11 protein-coding genes are annotated in these 16,049 nt (G+C 57.9%); 1 reads left to right on the top strand and 10 read right to left on the bottom strand.

Features of this window, described 5'->3' with window-relative positions; translation table 11 throughout:
* Positions 1 to 73: 73 nt before the first annotated feature.
* From gltB to AC13DJ_RS15810, 8 genes are all read right to left on the bottom strand, one after another.
* Positions 74 to 4,522: a glutamate synthase large subunit gene (gene gltB / locus AC13DJ_RS15845; RefSeq protein WP_482933182.1), complete on the bottom strand. Its 4,449-nt coding sequence runs from the start codon at positions 4,520 to 4,522 to the stop codon at positions 74 to 76.
* A 255-nt stretch (positions 4,523 to 4,777) separates the two neighbouring features.
* Entirely contained in the window at positions 4,778 to 5,866 is a 1,089-nt protein-coding gene (gene aroB / locus AC13DJ_RS15840) for a 3-dehydroquinate synthase (RefSeq protein ID WP_482933181.1), read from the bottom strand.
* Positions 5,841 to 6,425, bottom strand: a complete 585-nt coding sequence (gene aroK / locus AC13DJ_RS15835; RefSeq protein WP_199456782.1) for a shikimate kinase AroK — start codon at positions 6,423 to 6,425, stop codon at positions 5,841 to 5,843. The genes aroB and aroK overlap by 26 nt, the downstream gene beginning before the upstream one ends.
* A gap of 138 nt (positions 6,426 to 6,563) precedes the next feature.
* Positions 6,564 to 8,666, bottom strand: a complete 2,103-nt coding sequence (locus AC13DJ_RS15830) for a type IV pilus secretin PilQ (RefSeq protein ID WP_482933180.1) — start codon at positions 8,664 to 8,666, stop codon at positions 6,564 to 6,566.
* A gap of 20 nt (positions 8,667 to 8,686) precedes the next feature.
* Complete coding sequence (locus AC13DJ_RS15825) at positions 8,687 to 9,229, bottom strand: pilus assembly protein PilP (RefSeq protein WP_289103307.1); 543 nt, start codon at positions 9,227 to 9,229, stop codon at positions 8,687 to 8,689.
* A gap of 2 nt (positions 9,230 to 9,231) precedes the next feature.
* Positions 9,232 to 9,843: a type IV pilus inner membrane component PilO gene (locus AC13DJ_RS15820; RefSeq protein ID WP_482933179.1), complete on the bottom strand. Its 612-nt coding sequence runs from the start codon at positions 9,841 to 9,843 to the stop codon at positions 9,232 to 9,234.
* A complete protein-coding gene (locus tag AC13DJ_RS15815; protein ID WP_474540668.1) occupies positions 9,843 to 10,406 on the bottom strand; it encodes a PilN domain-containing protein in 564 nt (187 codons plus the stop codon). Before AC13DJ_RS15815 ends, AC13DJ_RS15820 begins: the two co-directional genes overlap by 1 nt.
* Positions 10,406 to 11,470 (bottom strand): pilus assembly protein PilM, encoded by a 1,065-nt coding sequence (locus AC13DJ_RS15810; protein WP_482933178.1) that lies wholly within the window; start codon positions 11,468 to 11,470, stop codon positions 10,406 to 10,408. Before AC13DJ_RS15810 ends, AC13DJ_RS15815 begins: the two co-directional genes overlap by 1 nt.
* A 238-nt stretch (positions 11,471 to 11,708) precedes the next feature.
* Here AC13DJ_RS15810 and AC13DJ_RS15805 point away from each other — a divergent pair, with 238 nt between their 5' ends.
* A complete protein-coding gene (locus tag AC13DJ_RS15805) occupies positions 11,709 to 14,240 on the top strand; it encodes a penicillin-binding protein 1A (protein WP_482933177.1) in 2,532 nt (843 codons plus the stop codon).
* A gap of 78 nt (positions 14,241 to 14,318) precedes the next feature.
* Here the strand turns inward: AC13DJ_RS15805 and AC13DJ_RS15800 are convergent, their stop codons facing one another.
* Together AC13DJ_RS15800 and rpmE are read right to left on the bottom strand one after the other, a co-directional pair.
* A complete protein-coding gene (locus tag AC13DJ_RS15800) occupies positions 14,319 to 15,584 on the bottom strand; it encodes a malic enzyme-like NAD(P)-binding protein (protein ID WP_482933176.1) in 1,266 nt (421 codons plus the stop codon).
* A 215-nt stretch (positions 15,585 to 15,799) separates the two neighbouring features.
* Complete coding sequence (rpmE, locus tag AC13DJ_RS15795; RefSeq protein ID WP_022990121.1) at positions 15,800 to 16,021, bottom strand: 50S ribosomal protein L31; 222 nt, start codon at positions 16,019 to 16,021, stop codon at positions 15,800 to 15,802.
* Positions 16,022 to 16,049: the final 28 nt, after the last annotated feature.

Raw genomic sequence — 16,049 nt, 5'->3', positions numbered from 1 at the left:
TGCTCTCTTCATCTCGATTTCGACGGGGGCTGCGCCTGCCGGCATCAGCCCATCAACCTTTTTGACCCCGGGGTTATTCCGGGCGGGCACGGGTATTGGCCAGCAGGCTGCGCAGGTTCGCGGCCTTGGGCTTGACCAGCCAGAACCGGCCGATGTAATCGTCGAAATCCTCCAGAAGGTGCTCGGCCCAGGCACTTCCGGTTTCTGAAATATGCTCCCGGATCACACCGCGCAGGTGATTCCGGTAGGCTTCCATGTCTTCCCGGGAGATCCGCTGGATATCCACCAGCTCGTGGTTGTACTTGTCCACGAAGGTGTTATCCAGGTCCAGTACGTAGGCGAAGCCGCCGGTCATACCGGCACCAAAGTTGTAGCCAGTGGAGCCCAGTACGGTTATCAGACCGCCGGTCATGTATTCACAGCAGTGGTCGCCTGCGCCTTCCACCACCGCGTGGGCACCGGAGTTACGCACGGCAAAACGCTCGCCTGCGGTACCGGCGGCAAACAGCTTGCCTCCGGTGGCACCGTACAGGCAGGTGTTACCGATGATGGAGGTTTCCTGGGTGTTGAAGTCGCTGCCACGGGGCGGCTTGACCACCAGCTTGCCGCCGGTCATACCCTTACCCACGTAGTCGTTGGCGTCGCCTTCCAGCACCATGTTCAGGCCACCTACGTTCCAGACACCAAAACTCTGGCCAGCCGTGCCGGTAAGATCCAGCGTGATGGCGGCATCGGCCATGCCCTGGTTGCCGTGCCGGGCGGCGATTTCGCCGGACAGGCGGGCACCGATGGAACGGTCGCAGTTGGTGACTTTGTAGCTCCAGGCGCCGCCGGATTTCTCGGCAATGGCTGCCGCAGTGTCTTTCACCATCTGTTCCGCAAGCTTGCCCTCATCGAAGGGCTGGTTGCGCTCAACCTGGCACACCTGCGGCTTGTCCGCCGGAATGTGGTCGTTCTGCAGCAGGCGGCTGAGGTCCAGTTTTTTCTGGCGCTCGGTGTCGCCCGGCAGGCGTTCCAGCAGGTCTACGCGACCTACGAGTTCTTCCAGGCTGCGCACGCCCAACTTGGCCAGCCACTCCCGGGTTTCTTCCGCCACAAAGCGGAAGAAGTTCATGGCCATTTCCACGGTGCCTTTGAAGTGCTCTTCCCGCAGGTAATCGTTCTGGGTGGCCACACCGGTGGCGCAGTTGTTCAGGTGGCAGATACGCAGGTATTTACAACCCAGGGCCACCATGGGCGTGGTGCCGAAACCGAAGCTTTCAGCCCCCAGAATGGCGGCTTTCACCACGTCCAGGCCGGTCTTGATACCGCCATCGGTCTGCAGGCGAATCTTGCCCCGCAGATCGTTGGCGCGCAGGGCCTGCTGGGTTTCGGTCAGGCCCAGCTCCCAGGGCGAACCGGCGTAGCGAATGGAGGTCAGCGGGCTGGCCGCCGTACCGCCGTCATAGCCGGAAACGGTGATCAGGTCGGCGTAGGCCTTGGCCACGCCGGCCGCGATGGTGCCGACACCGGGCTCGGATACCAGCTTCACCGACACCAGCGCTTGCGGGTTCACCTGCTTCAAGTCGAAGATCAGCTGGGCCAGGTCTTCGATGGAGTAGATGTCATGGTGCGGCGGCGGTGAAATCAGGGTCACGCCGGGCACCGAGTAACGCAGCCGGGCGATCAGGTCATTCACCTTGCCACCGGGCAGCTGGCCACCCTCACCGGGCTTGGCACCCTGGGCTACCTTGATTTGCATAACATCGGCACTGCGCAGGTATTCAGCCGTTACGCCGAAACGACCGGAGGCCACCTGCTTGATCTTGGAGCGCTTGTTAGTGCCATAGCGGGCCGGGTCTTCCCCGCCCTCACCGGAGTTGGAGCGGCCACCAAGGGTGTTCATGGCTACCGCCAGCGCCTCATGGGCTTCCGGAGACAAGGCACCGAGGGACATGGCAGCGGAATCGAACCGGGGGAAAATGCGTTCCACCGGTTCCACTTCGCTGAGATCAATGCCCTTGATGTCTTTCTTGAAAGTCAGCAGGTCCCGCAAGGTAGCCACCGGGCGCTCATTCACCAGGCCGGCATATTCCTTGTAGTGACCATAATCGCCGCTGATAACGGCATCCTGCAGCTTCGCCACCACATCCGGGTTGAAGGCATGGTATTCCTGGCCGTGTACATACTTCAGCAAACCACCGGGAGACAGGGGTTTGCGGGGTTTCCAGGCCACAGCGGCCAGTTGTTCCTGGTCCTGCTGGAAGTCATAGAAGTCCGCACCCTGAATACGGCTGGGTACACCTTTGAAGCACAGATCCACAACGCTGTCGGCCAGGCCGATGGCCTCGAACAGTTGGGCACCCCGATAGGAGGTAATGGTGGAGATCCCCATCTTGGACAGGATCTTCAGCAAGCCCTTGTTGATGCCCTTGCGGTAATTGTTCTTGGCCTGGACCGGGTCCATCAGCATTTCGCCGGTGCGGATCAGGTCGTTCAGCACCTGGTAGGCCAGGTACGGATACACCGCGGTGGCACCAAAACCGAACAGCACCGCAAAGTGGTGCGGGTCCCGGGCCCAGCCGGTTTCCACGATGATGTTGGAATCGCAACGCAGGCCGTTACGCACCAGGTGGTGGTGAACGGCGCCGGTGGCCATCAGGGAGTTGATCGGCAGCTCGCCCTCGGCCAGCCCCTTATCGCTCAGAATCAGCAGTACCTTGGCACTGCGCGCGGCATTGGCCGCCTGCTCGCAGATACGGCGAACCGCCTGCTCCAGTCCCTCTTCCGGGCGGTAGCTCAGGGCAATGTGCTCAACCTCGAAGCCCGGGCGATCGTTGTTGCTGATCTTCAGGAACTTGGCCGGTGACAGCACCGGCGTGGTCAGGATGATCCGGTTGGCGTGGTCCGGGGTTTCCTGGAACACGTTCTTTTCCGCACCCAGACACGTCTCCAGAGACATCACAATGGTCTCGCGAAGCGGATCGATGGGCGGGTTGGTTACCTGGGCGAACTTCTGCCGGAAGTAATCCGCCATGTGGCGAACCTTGCTGGACAGCACAGCCATGGGGGTATCGTCACCCATGGAGCCAACCGCTTCCTGGGCACCCTCTCCCAGGGGCCGCAGCACCTGGTCCCGCTCTTCGAACGAGACGTTGAACATCTTCTGGTGCACCAGAAGATCGTCCGATTCCATCAGCCGGAACTCGGGTGTGGCCTGGTCCAGGGTGGTTTCGATTCGCAGGGAGTTGCCCCGCAGCCAGCGCTTGTAAGGCTTGGCGTTTTTCAGCCGCTCATCGATATCCGGTGTGTGCAGTACTTCGCCGGTTTCGGTGTCGATGGCGAGCATCTGGCCCGGCCCTACCCGGCCCTTGGCAACCACGTCGTCCGGGGTGTAGCTGTAGGTGCCGACTTCAGATGCCAGTGTAATAAAGTCATCCTTGGTAACCACCCAGCGCGCCGGGCGCAGGCCGTTACGGTCGAGCATACACAGGGCGTAGCGGCCGTCGGACATCACCAGGCCGGCCGGGCCATCCCAGGGCTCCATGTGCATGGAGTTGTATTCGTAGAAGGCGCGCAGGTCCGGGTCCATGGTCTCAACGTTCTGCCAGGCCGGCGGAATCATCATGCGCACCGCACGGAACAGGTCCACGCCACCGGCCAGCAGGATTTCCAGCATGTTGTCCATGCTGGAGGAGTCAGAACCGGTCAGGTTCACCAGCGGCTGCAGGGTTTGCAGGTCCGGCAGGGCCGGAGAGCTGAACTTGGCAGCACGGGCGATGGCCCAGTTACGGTTGCCGTCGATGGTGTTGATTTCACCATTGTGGGCCAGGAACCGGAACGGCTGCGCCAAGGGCCAGCGCGGCATGGTGTTGGTAGAGAACCGCTGGTGGAACACGCAGATCGCGGTTTGCAGGTCCGGGTCGCCCAGATCCTTGTAGAAGTTAGCCAGGTCGGCCGGCATCATCAGGCCTTTATAGGCCAGGGTGCGGTGAGACAGGCTGCAGATGTAGAACTCGGAGTCATCCGCCATATCCCGCTCGGCATGGCGACGACCGACAAACAGGCTGATGGCAAAGTCCTTTTCAGACTTTCCGGCCGGCAGCACAAACACCTGCTCAATGCGGGGCATACAATCCCTGGCCATCGGGCCCAGGCAACTGTCGTCCACCGGCACTTCCCGCCAGCCCATGATTTCCAGGCCCTGCTCGGTCAATCTTTGTTCAACCGCAGCCCTTCCGGCCGCAGCCCTGGCTTCCTCCGGAGCTAAAAAAACCTGGCCAACTGCAAACAAGTCGCCAGGTTTTTTTCCGAACGCCGCTTCCGCAGCTTTATTGAGGAAGGCCTTGGGGCTCTGCAAAAGGAGCCCACAACCATCGCCGGTTTTACCATCTGCTGCGATGCCTCCGCGGTGGGTCATACAGGTGAGGGATTCGATAGCAGTTTGCAACAGCTTATGGCTGACCTCGCCCTTCATGTGGGCAATCAGGCCAAAACCGCAGTTGTCCCTGAATTCATCGGGATGATACAAGCCTGTTGTCATAAGCGTTCTCTCGTGTAAAAAGGCTTCCCGCCAGCCCCTTATGCACTGCCTTAGTGCACAAAATGAACTGACACCAAAAAAAAGGGGGAACGGAGTCTACGCACGTATTTATACCTACGCAACAACTTTTTATACGGGAGAGGCTACTTTTTGCAATTTTGCACCGGGATGGTGCAAAACCGGGGGTCTAAAAGAGGGCAGAAAGGCCGCAGGGCACCATAATCGGCCCCTGCAGCCGGGTATGCAGAAAACAGGTCAGCGGATAAAGGCGTTCAGTGTCGCCTGGATATTGCCGGCGGCCGCTTCGTCGGTTACATAGGCATCACCAAGTGCTTTCATCAGCACCAGGCGGAGCTTCCCGTCGACATTCTTTTTGTCCACCGCCATCAGGCTCATGAAATCGTCTTCGGTCATGCCTTCCGGAGCCAGATCCGGCAACCGGGCACGGCGGATCAGCTCCGCAGCGCGATCCCGATCCGCAGGCGTGATGTTGCCTTCACGAACCGAAAGATCAGCCGCCATCAGCATGCCGGTACCCACTGCTTCGCCATGCAGCCAGTTGCCGTAACCCGCAAAGGTCTCGATGGCATGGCCAAAGGTATGCCCCAGGTTGAGAATCGCCCGCAGGCCGCCTTCTTTTTCATCCAGCGCCACTACCTCGGCCTTGCACAGACAAGAACGGTAGATAGCTTCACCCAGGGCTTCCGGCTCCAGCCGGACCAGCTCATCAATGTGCTGCTCCAGCCAACTCAGAAATGGCTCTTCCCGGATCAAACCATACTTGATGACTTCCGCCAGCCCGGCAGAGACTTCCCGGGGTGGCAGGGTGGCCAGGGAATCGGTATCAATCAACACAGCCTGCGGCTGGTGGAATGCACCCACCATGTTTTTCCCCAAGGGATGGTTGATGCCGGTTTTTCCGCCCACGGAGGAATCCACCTGGGACAACAGGGTTGTGGGAATCTGGATAAAAGGCACGCCCCGCTGATAGCAGGCCGCCGCAAACCCGGCCATGTCCCCCACTACACCGCCACCAAGGGCCGCGATGGTGGTTTTGCGGGTGTGACGATTTTCGAGCAAGCCATCGAAGATCAGGTTCAGGGTTTGCCAGTCTTTGTATTTTTCGCCATCCGGCAGGGTAACCACATCCACGGTTTTGCCGGGGAAGCAGGCACGGGCTTTTTCGAGGTACAGGGGCGCGACCGTTTCGTTGGTAACGATCATCACCTGGTTGCCGGCCACCCAGGGGGTCAGGTCAAAGGAGCCAAGCAAACCCTGACCGATAATAATCGGGTAGCTGCGCTCCCCGAGGTCAACGTCAAGTTCTCGAAGTACCTTGTGCATAGTCACGACCTTCTTTGCGTCTTTGCCGTTTGTGCCGGGGGGTTCTGGGGTTGATACGGTTGACCAGCTGCCGGACCACCAGCCGGGGGCTTTTCCGATCTGTGTACATCACGATATCCGCCAGCCTGGTATACAGCGGATCACGGATGTCGAACAGCCTCCGCAGGACGGCCTCCGGATCATCATTCTGCAGCAACGGGCGGTTACGGTCTTTGCGGGTGCGCTCCACCTGTTGCTCGATGGAGGTTTTCAGGTACACCACCACAGAGTTTTTCTTCAGTAACGGATGGTTTTCCGGGCGCATTACAGCACCACCGCCGGTGGCCAGAACGGTGCCCTGTTCACCGGTGAGCTCATCCAGCATGGCAGTTTCCCGCTGGCGAAAGCCGTCCTCCCCTTCCACATCGAAGATCCAGGGAATATTGGCACCGCAGCGTTCTTCAATAATGCGGTCAGAATCGAGAAAACGGTACCCGAGTTCCTTGGCTAGCATCCGGCCGATGGTACTTTTTCCGGCCCCCATGGGCCCGACCAGTACTACGCGTTTGGGCAAAGACATAATTTCCGCTCAACAGATTTCAAGCGGGTGAGAATAGCACAGGGCGCACCTTTCCATAAGTCACCGGCACCAGAAGCATTACACCAGACACGAAAAAGCCGCCGGGGTTAGCGGCGGCTTTTCGGTTTACTGGCCGGATCAGTCGATCAGGTCGTTCTTGATGATCTTCGGAGTGATGAAAACCAGCAGTTCACTTCTCAGATCAGTCATTTCAGTGCGCTTGAACAGACGGCCAAGGTACGGAATATCACCAAGGAACGGAGTCTTGGTGATGGTCTTGGAGTTAGTAGACTCGAAGATACCACCCAGTACGACCGTTTCACCGTTACCCACCAGAATCTGGGTGGCCACTTCGTTGGTGTTGATCGCAGGGCCGTTCAGTGTGTCTTCACCGATAGAGTCCTGGGTCACGATCAGGTCCATGATGATCTTGTCATCCGGCGTGATCTGCGGAGTCACTTCCAGAGACAGAGTTGCTTCCTTGAATCTGGTGCTGGTTGCACCGCTGGAAGCAGCTTCCTGATAGGGCACTTCCTGACCGGACTTGATGGATGCGGACTGACGGTCTGCAGTCACAACTCGCGGCTGGGAAACAATTTCGATCTGGCCGTCACTTTCGAAGGCGTTCAGCTCCAGGTCAAGCAGTACGTCGGTACCGATGTAGCCAAAGGCAATCGAGGAACTCGGATTGTTTACGCCCAGATCAACGTTGAGATCGGACGGCAGACCCAGAGCACCAGTGGTGTTGATACCCGCCAGGCCTCCCTGAGAGCCACCAACTACGATGCTATCCGTGCCGCCATCAGCAGTAGCCCGGCCCTGGGCACCCCAGCGCACACCCAGATCCTGGGAGACGTTGGTTTGCGCCCGGACAATGCGGGCTTCGACGGACACCTGGCGTACAGGCACATCCCAGGTCGTTACCAGACGACGGATCTCTTCCAGCTTCTCTGCTGTTTCACGAACACTGATGGTGTTGGTACGGGCGTCTGAAGACACAAAACCGCGTGAGGAAATCAGCTCTTCGTCAGCCTGGATCAGTGAAACCACGTCAGATGCCTTGGCGTAGTTTACCTGGATAATATCCAGACGAACCGGCGCCAGCTCAGCGATCTGCTTGGAGGTTTCCATCTCAAGCTTTTCACGGGCGGCAATTTCATCCGCTGGGGCTACCAGCAGCACGTTGCCAATCTGGCGCTTGTCCAGACCCTTGGTTTTAAGAATCAGATCCAGCGCCTGATCCCAGGGTACATTCTGCAAGCGCAGGGTAATGCTGCCACCCACAGTGTCACTGGCCACCAGGTTCAGGCCAGTGAAGTCGGCAATCAGCTGAAGCACGGAGCGCACTTCGATGTCCTGGAAATTCAGGGACAGTTTCTCGCCGGTGTACGGAAACTTCTCTTCGCGGCGGGTTTCCACCTCTTCCGCGGTAAGGGCCTCGACACTGACCGTAAACTCGCGGCCAGACTGATAAGCGATATAGTCGTAGTCACCTTCAGGGCGAATATCCACTACGGCGTTGCCATCTTCCACATAGGTATCGATGCGGCGTACCGGTGTGGCAAAGTCTGTTACATCGAGGCGACGACGCAGGTTGGCAGGAACATCACGGCCCGGCATAGTCAGGCGGATACGGCCGCCCAGCTCGGTTAGATTGACAGTAGCAGCACTGCTACCCAGATCCACAATGACGCGTCCCTCACCTTCCTTGCCTCTGCGGAAATCAACACCAGCCAGGGCATCAGCTGCCGAGGCTGCGGAAGAAGTCGAAGCGACCGGCGCACTGCGAGCACCGGAAACCGGTTGCGCACCTTCACCGCCAATGGTCATCACCAGGGAGTTGTTGTTGCGAACAGTATTGTGCGGCACCAACTCCACCAGATTGAAGATCAACCGGGTGCGATCCTTGGTTTCCACCACTGTCAGGCTCTGGGCGTTGCCACTGCCCAGCGGAATACTGCGTTGATTGAGGCCGCTGGTGGTATCTGCCAGGTCTACGGCGATCCGGGCAGGGCGCTCGATGGTATAACCCTTAGGTTCGGGCGGGGCACCATCGAACTTCATGGTCACCTCGAGGCCTTCCCCCGGCAGCGACGTAAACGATACGTCTTCCAGCGTGACCGCTCCGGCCAGGCTACTCCATAACCCGATGGCAATCACGCCGACACAGACATTGAGTTTTTTGAACATCGCTAGCCTCGATCCCACAACTTTTTGTTCATGCATGTTTCTTTCAATCATGTTTTTGCCGCTCCCCTGCCTCATCCTTCATCCAGGGACAGGGAGCGCGGGCGCTCGACCCAACCACCCCGGCCGTTCGGAACGATTTCCACCAGCTCGATCCGTGTGTCGCTCACGCCAACCACCCGGCCATAATTCTGGCCCATGTAGTTACCGGTGCGGACTCGGTGAATCCCGCCTTCGTTGTCCCGTATTAACGCGAACAGGCTGCCATCCACGCCCTGCAGAGTACCGACCATTCCAAGTGATTTAAGGTCAAAGTTCTCCAGCACTTCTTTCGGTCGATCGAGGTCCGGCTCTACGTCACTCACCGGCTCTTCATCGGCCATGGTCAGCTGAACATCGATGGGCGGCTCGAACGGCGCTCTCCGATCGGCTGCCGAATAACTGAACGCCTCGTAGGCCTTGAATTCCGGCAGGGGCTCAACGTGGCCCCGTGGCTTGGCCCGGGTATCCGCCATAAACTTGTCCAGGTCAGAGAAACCGTTTCCCTGGGAACAAGCCGTCAGCAAAGAGGCCAGACACACACCCAGCCAGGCTTTTCCCGCATGCTTTCCTGTCATGCTCACTCTCCAGCCCGGTAGCGGTAGGTACGGGCAACAACCTGCATATCAAGCTGGTCACCCTCTCCGCTGATTGGTTTGATGGTTAAATCGTGCAATGTAACGATCCGCGGCAGGCTGGCCACACTGCTCACGAAAGAGGCAAGCTCGTGGTAGCCGCCCGAAACCCGGATGTTAATCGGCAACTCCGAGTAAAAGTCCCGGCGCTGCTCCGGCTGCAGCTTCACTTCCTGCAACGACAGGCCATTGCCCAACGCCGTGTGGGTAATGTCCTCAAGCAGGCCCGGAACCTCCGTCTCGCTGGGTAGCTGACGCACCAGCGCTCCGAAGGTTTCCTCCATTTCCGCCATCTGGGCCTTGAACACGTCCAGGTTGGCCACCTGGTAGGCTTTCTGCTCGTACTGCTGCTTGAGTTCCTGCTCCTGCTTTTCGACACGATCGAGCTGAGCGTACTGATCCTTGATAAAGAACCAGTAACCACCACCAAGAATCAGGCCGAAGACTATCAGCGCAACAATTGCCTTGACTGGTGCAGGCCAGATACCCGCGTTATTGATATCAAGGTCATTGATATCGAATTCATTCAGGCTTTTAAGTGAGTCCGCGAGGCTCATTACTTACCCTCCCCTTCGGGCTCTGGAGTTTTTTGCTGCACAGAGAGGTTGAACTGACTATATCCGGCCCGACGGTTGTCTGCAGCCGCCACATTGGACAGGTTCGGGTTAGCAAACCAGTCTGACTCGTCACAGCGGCGCATCAGGTTTGAAATGCGGCTGTTGGACTCGGCCATGCCCACAATATCGATCTGATCCCCGGACCGCTTCAGGTCAGTAAAGAACAGGCCATCGGGCAACGTGCGCACCAGCTCGTCAAATACCCGGACAATCACCGGGCGCTTGCCCTGCAGATCCTGGATGACCTGCATACGAGCCAGCAGCTCGTCGCGCTGCCGCTTGAGGTTTTCAATCTCTTTGATCTGCTTATCCAGTTTCTTACCGGCAGTTTCGATGTAGGCATTACGGGACTGCTGGTAGGCAATCCGGTTATCCATGTCGCTCTTCCAGAGGAATGCCAGGCCTGCGGCGATAATCGCTGCGCCCAGAATCATCACCACGAACTGTTTCTGTTTTTCAGCCCGCAGTTCTTCCCGCCAGGGTCTGAGGTTAATCTTTGCCATCAGTCGAAACTCCTCATTGCCAGACCACAGGCAATCATCAACGACGGGGCATCATTGCTCAGGGCTGAGGCGTTTACCCGGGATCCGATCGACATGTCGGCGAAGGGGTTGGCCACCAGGGTCCGGGTACCGGTTTTTTCTTCAACCATTTCAACCAGCCCCTGTATGGAGGCGGTGCCGCCTGCCAGCACCACATAATCCACCGAGTTATACTGGCTGGCACCGAAGAAGAATTGCAGTGCGCGGGCAACCTGCTGAACCACTGCTTCCCGGAAGGGGCCAAGTACTTCTTCTTCGTAGTCGTCCGGCAGCCCGCCCTTTTTCTTGGCCAGGCCGGCTTCCTCGAACGACACGCCATAGCGGCGCTGGATTTCTTCCGTCAGCTGGCGGCCACCGAAGATTTGTTCACGGGTATAAACCGTCGTGCCGCCGGCGAGAACGCTAAGCGTGGCCATGGTGGCACCCAGGTCGACAATGGCAACGACCATTTCCTCGCCCTGCCCATCGAGCTGTTGCTCGATCAGGGTGTAGGCGCGCTCAAGGGCATTGGCTTCAACGTCGACAATCTTGGATTTCAGGCCGGCAATTTCAAGCACGTCTTCCCGGACATCGACGTTCTCTTTCCGACAAGCCGCCAGGAGCACTTCTACTTTGTCCGGGTTAGATTCGGAAGGCCCCTGAACCTCAAAATCCAGGGCCACTTCATCCAGCGGATAAGGAATGTACCGATCTGCTTCGAGGCCGATCTGGTCTTCCATCTCGAACTCGTTAAGGCCACTGTCCATTTCGATGATCTTGGTGATGACCGCCGAACCGGACACCGCGACAGCAGCTTGTTTGACGCTGGTGTGGGACTTGGACGCCACCCGCTTGAGCACTTCGCCCACAGCTTCGACGTTGGTGATATTTTTCTCGACTACCGCATCAGCCGGCAACGGCTCTACGGCATAGCTCTCGACCCGATAACGACTGCCATGTTTCGACAGCTCGAGCAGCTTCACTGAACTGGAGCTGATATCCACGCCCAGCACAGCACTGGATTTTTTTCCTGGTAATCCGAACACGCGCTCACCCTATACCTGGTTGAATACACCCGGCTGTGCAACCCTGGAGCTCCTGAGTTCCGGTAGCTGTCCCAGAATTGCGCTATCTGTTTTTTATGTAAGAGAATTTCTTGTTTTTTACGTCTACAATGCACTCTCTTATTTATTCAGGAGCGATTGCAGGTTGGAAAGGCCACCCAAGCCTTCCTAAAGTAATTTCTCAAATAATAGACCTATATCCAACTGTTGTCTGAAAAAAATGTCTAATCTGCTGCGTACATCTCGTGTTTTAGCCTGGTTCATTCTCACCGGCCTGAGTGTCGCTGTTATTGTTGCCTCGAGCTTCTACCTTTACCTTCGCCCCAACCTGCCGGATGTTGACCAGCTGCTGGACGTAAAGCTGCAGACGCCGCTGAGAGTGTATAGCAAAGACAACAGATTAATAGCAGAATTCGGCGAAAAGAGAAGGGCACCGGTCACAATAGAACAGATCCCTACAATTCAGTTACAAGCCTTTATGGCCGCTGAAGATGCCCGCTTTTACGACCACTTCGGGGTAGACATCAAAGGCCTGACGCGGGCTGCCATCGAACTGGTCTCCACCGGCGAAATCCAGTCTGGCGGAAGCACCATCACCATGCAGGTTGCAAAAAATTACTTTTTGTCACGGGACCGCACCTTCATCCGCAAGTTCAACGAGATACTGCTGGCACTTCAGATTGAACGTGAACTGAACAAAGAACAGATCTTCGAGCTGTACCTGAACAAGATTTATCTGGGTAACCGGGCCTATGGTATCGCAGCGGCAGCTCAGGTGTATTACGACAAACCGGTTAACGAACTCTCGCTCGCCCAGATGGCCATGCTGGCAGGCCTGCCCAAGGCACCTTCTGCCTATAACCCGCTAGCAAACCCAGAGCGGGCGCTGATTCGCCGGGACTGGATTCTTGGCCGGATGAAAGACCTGGGCTACATCAGTGAAGAAGCCTGGGCCCTTGCCAAAGACGCACCTATTACCGCCAGCTACAACACCAGGGAAACCGAAGTTAGCGCCGACTACCTGGCCGAGATGGCCCGCGCCGAAATGGTTCGCAGGTTTGGCGAGGAAGCCTACACCGATGGGTACAGCGTAACCCTCACCGTGGATAGTGAAAAGCAGCAGGCTGCCACCGAAGCCCTGCAGGCGGGCCTGGAAGACTACGACCGCCGCCACGGTTTCCGTGGCGCTATCGGCCAGATTGATGTGAGCGACCTGTCTGGCGACGAAATCTCCCGACAACTGCTCAACTATCCGCAAGTGGAGTCACTGGTGCCCGCCGTGGTTACCCGCATCGACGATGAGGCAGGTGAAGTGCATGCCCAACTGCGCAGACTGGGCACCGGGATCATAGGCTTCGACACCATGACCTGGGCCAAGCGGTACCGCACCGAAAACCTGACGGGCCCGGAACCGAAAAAGCCGTCAGACGTGGTGAGCGTCGGTGACGTGATTTACACGAAGATCCTGGAACTGCCGCAGGTCACCGAACTGCCAGAGGCCAATGACGATCAGCCGGATCCCGAAGGCACGGGTGCCGGCACCCTGAAAGCGGCCCTTGCCCAGGCACCAAAAGTGGAAGGTGCCCTGATCTCACTGGCCGCAAAAACCGGCGCCATCGAAGCCCTGGCCGGCGGATACAGTTTCAGCCAGAGCAAATACAACCGTGCCACCCAGGCCCAGCGCCAGCCGGGCTCTACCTTCAAGCCGTTCCTGTACCTGGCGGCCCTGGAAAACGGCCGCACACCGGCCACCATTTATAATGACGCGCCGATTGTTTTCGATGACTCGGAACTGGAAGACACCTGGCGCCCCCAGAATTCATCAGGGCAATTCTACGGCCCCACCACCTTGCGTGAGGGCCTCTATCGCTCACGGAACCTGGTATCTATTCGCCTGCTTCGGGACCTGGGCATTCAGACCACCCTTGATTACCTGGGCCAGCTGAAAGTACCGACCAACAACATGCCATCCAACCTGTCACTGTCTCTGGGCAGTGGCTTGCTGACTCCGATGGAACTGGCCCGGGCCTTCGCGGTTATCGCCAACGGGGGCTACGATGTACAACCGTACCTGATCGAACGCATCGAGGAATCTGACGGCACCGTGGTATACGAAGCACCGGAAACCATACTGTGCGACAGTAACTGCGATCAGCTGGCGGAAAACGAGAACGCCACAGACATCCAGACCGACGGGCTTCCCGATACCGAAGGCATGGCACTGCCCGCCTCTGCAGACGAACCCGAAGGGCCACGGGTAATGCGCCGGCTGGCCGATGAGCAGTCCGTGTACATCCTGCATTCGATCATGCAGGACGTCATCCGCCGGGGCACCGGCCGCCGTGCACTGGCCCTTGAGCGCAGTGACCTGGCAGGCAAAACCGGTACAACCAACGAGCAGAAAGACACCTGGTTTGCCGGCTTCAACCACGACATGGCAACAACCGTATGGGTCGGCTTTGATCAGCCAGCCCCGCTTGGTCGCGCCGAATATGGTGCCAGCACCGCCCTGCCGGTGTGGCTGGATTACATGAAAGTCGCGCTGAAGGATGCGCCTGCCGCCACTATGGACCGGCCAAACGGCCTTGCCAGCATCCGCATTAATCCGCAGACCGGTGAGCGGGCACGGCCGGGAGAAGACGGAGTGTTCGAGCTGTTCAAGGAAGAAGACGTGCCGGCCCCGCTTTCTGCAGACGACAACGGCTCCGGACTGAATGGCGAATCTGAAGGCTTGTCACGGCAGATTTTCTGACCGAAAAGCGAAGATACAGACACAAAAAAACCGGCGGGATCTCCGCCGGTTTTTTTATGAAGCCAGACTACATCGCAATCAGATGATGTCGTCCATGGACTTCAGCGGGTAGTGGGCCGGGTAAGGCAGGCCAGCTACACCGGAGTCTACCGCGGCACGGGCCACAGCAGCAGGAACCACTTCCAGCAGACGAACATCCATCGGCTTGGGAATGATGTATTCCTTGCCAAACTCCAGGCTATCTACACCGTAAGCAGCACAGATTTCCTGGGGTACCGGCTCCTTGGCCAGCTCACGGATGGCGTGAACAGCGGCCACTTTCATTTCCTCGTTGATAGCGGTTGCACGAACGTCCAGCGCGCCACGGAAAATGAACGGGAAGCCCAGTACGTTGTTTACCTGGTTCGGATAGTCAGAGCGACCGGTCGCCATGATCAGGTCATCACGGGTAGCCATGGCCACTGCCGGGCTGATTTCCGGATCCGGGTTGGAGCACGCAAACACCACCGGGTTAGGAGCCATCTTGGCCAACTGCTCACCAGACAGCAGGTCCGGGCCGGACAGGCCAAGGAACACGTCGGCACCATCGATAGCATCATCCAGGGTGCGCTTGTCGGTTTCGTTGGCAAACATCGCCTTATACTGATTCAGATCGTCACGACCAGAGTGGATCACACCCTTACGGTCGAGCATGTAGATGTTTTCAGAGCGGATACCGCAGCTGACCAACAGCTTCATGCAGGCGATTGCGGCCGCACCGGCGCCCAGACAAACCACCTTGGCTTCTTCGATTTTCTTGCCCTGCAGCTCAAGGGCATTGATCATGCCGGCTGCAGTTACGATGGCAGTACCGTGCTGGTCATCGTGGAAGATGGGCACATTGCACTTTTCGATCAGAGCGCGCTCGATCTCGAAGCACTCGGGTGCCTTGATGTCTTCCAGGTTGATGCCGCCGAAGGTATCTGCGATACGTTCAACAGTTTCAATAAACGCTTGCGGGCTTTCGGAATTGACTTCGATATCGAATACGTCGATTCCGGCAAAGCGCTTGAACAGTACGCCCTTGCCTTCCATTACCGGCTTGCTCGCCAGGGGGCCGAGATTACCCAGACCCAGGATGGCGGTACCGTCAGAAATCACGGCGACCAGGTTACCCTTGGCTGTGTATTTGTATGCGTTCTCGGGGTCCTTCGCGATCTCGCGGACCGGTTCGGCAACCCCGGGGCTGTACGCCAGGGAGAGGTCGCGGGCAGTTTCGGTCGGCTTGGTGATTTCAACACTCAGCTTACCCGGCCGCGGTTTGGCGTGATATTCAAGGGCTGCTTCTTTCAGATCTTGAGACATTGCCACTGTTCCGTTTGTCACGTTTAAAGGTAAATACCGCCGGAGCTAGCCAGCGGAGCGCGCCATTATGGCGCGCCCGACCCGAAACGACAAGCCAAAATCGAACATTTTACAATCAGTCAATAGGGCATTTTGCGTATGCAGCAGCAAAAGGGCCTGATCTGCAGGCACAAAAAAAGCGCCCGAAGGCGCTTTTTTCAGCATTGCGGCAATGATCAGTCTTTCTTGCCGCCGATCCGGCTGCCGAAACGCTTCTGGAAGCGATCGATACGACCACCGGTATCCATAACCTTCTGCTTGCCAGTGTAGAACGGGTGGCACTGGGAGCAAACGTCCAGCTGCAGGTCGTGACCAACAGTAGAGCGGGTCTTGATCACGTTACCGCAGGAACAGGTAGCGGTGATGTCTTCGTACTTCGGGTGAATACCTTCTTTCATGGCGAACCTCTTTCGGTCATGCCGCTAC

The sequence above is a fragment of the Marinobacter sp. L-46 genome, from assembly GCF_056859535.1.
The sequence above is the reverse complement of the archived record's forward strand: the minus strand, read 5'-3'. Positions and strand labels throughout refer to the sequence as shown.

Coding starts and splice junctions, on each gene's coding strand:
- gltB (WP_482933182.1), bottom strand. CDS start 4,522: ATGACAACAGGCTTGTATCATCCCGATGAATTCAGGGACAACTGCGGT.
- aroB (WP_482933181.1), bottom strand. CDS start 5,866: ATGCACAAGGTACTTCGAGAACTTGACGTTGACCTCGGGGAGCGCAGC.
- aroK (WP_199456782.1), bottom strand. CDS start 6,425: ATGTCTTTGCCCAAACGCGTAGTACTGGTCGGGCCCATGGGGGCCGGA.
- AC13DJ_RS15830 (WP_482933180.1), bottom strand. CDS start 8,666: ATGATTGAAAGAAACATGCATGAACAAAAAGTTGTGGGATCGAGGCTA.
- AC13DJ_RS15825 (WP_289103307.1), bottom strand. CDS start 9,229: ATGACAGGAAAGCATGCGGGAAAAGCCTGGCTGGGTGTGTGTCTGGCC.
- AC13DJ_RS15820 (WP_482933179.1), bottom strand. CDS start 9,843: ATGAGCCTCGCGGACTCACTTAAAAGCCTGAATGAATTCGATATCAAT.
- AC13DJ_RS15815 (WP_474540668.1), bottom strand. CDS start 10,406: ATGGCAAAGATTAACCTCAGACCCTGGCGGGAAGAACTGCGGGCTGAA.
- AC13DJ_RS15805 (WP_482933177.1), top strand. CDS start 11,709: ATGTCTAATCTGCTGCGTACATCTCGTGTTTTAGCCTGGTTCATTCTC.
- AC13DJ_RS15800 (WP_482933176.1), bottom strand. CDS start 15,584: ATGTCTCAAGATCTGAAAGAAGCAGCCCTTGAATATCACGCCAAACCG.
- rpmE (WP_022990121.1), bottom strand. CDS start 16,021: ATGAAAGAAGGTATTCACCCGAAGTACGAAGACATCACCGCTACCTGT.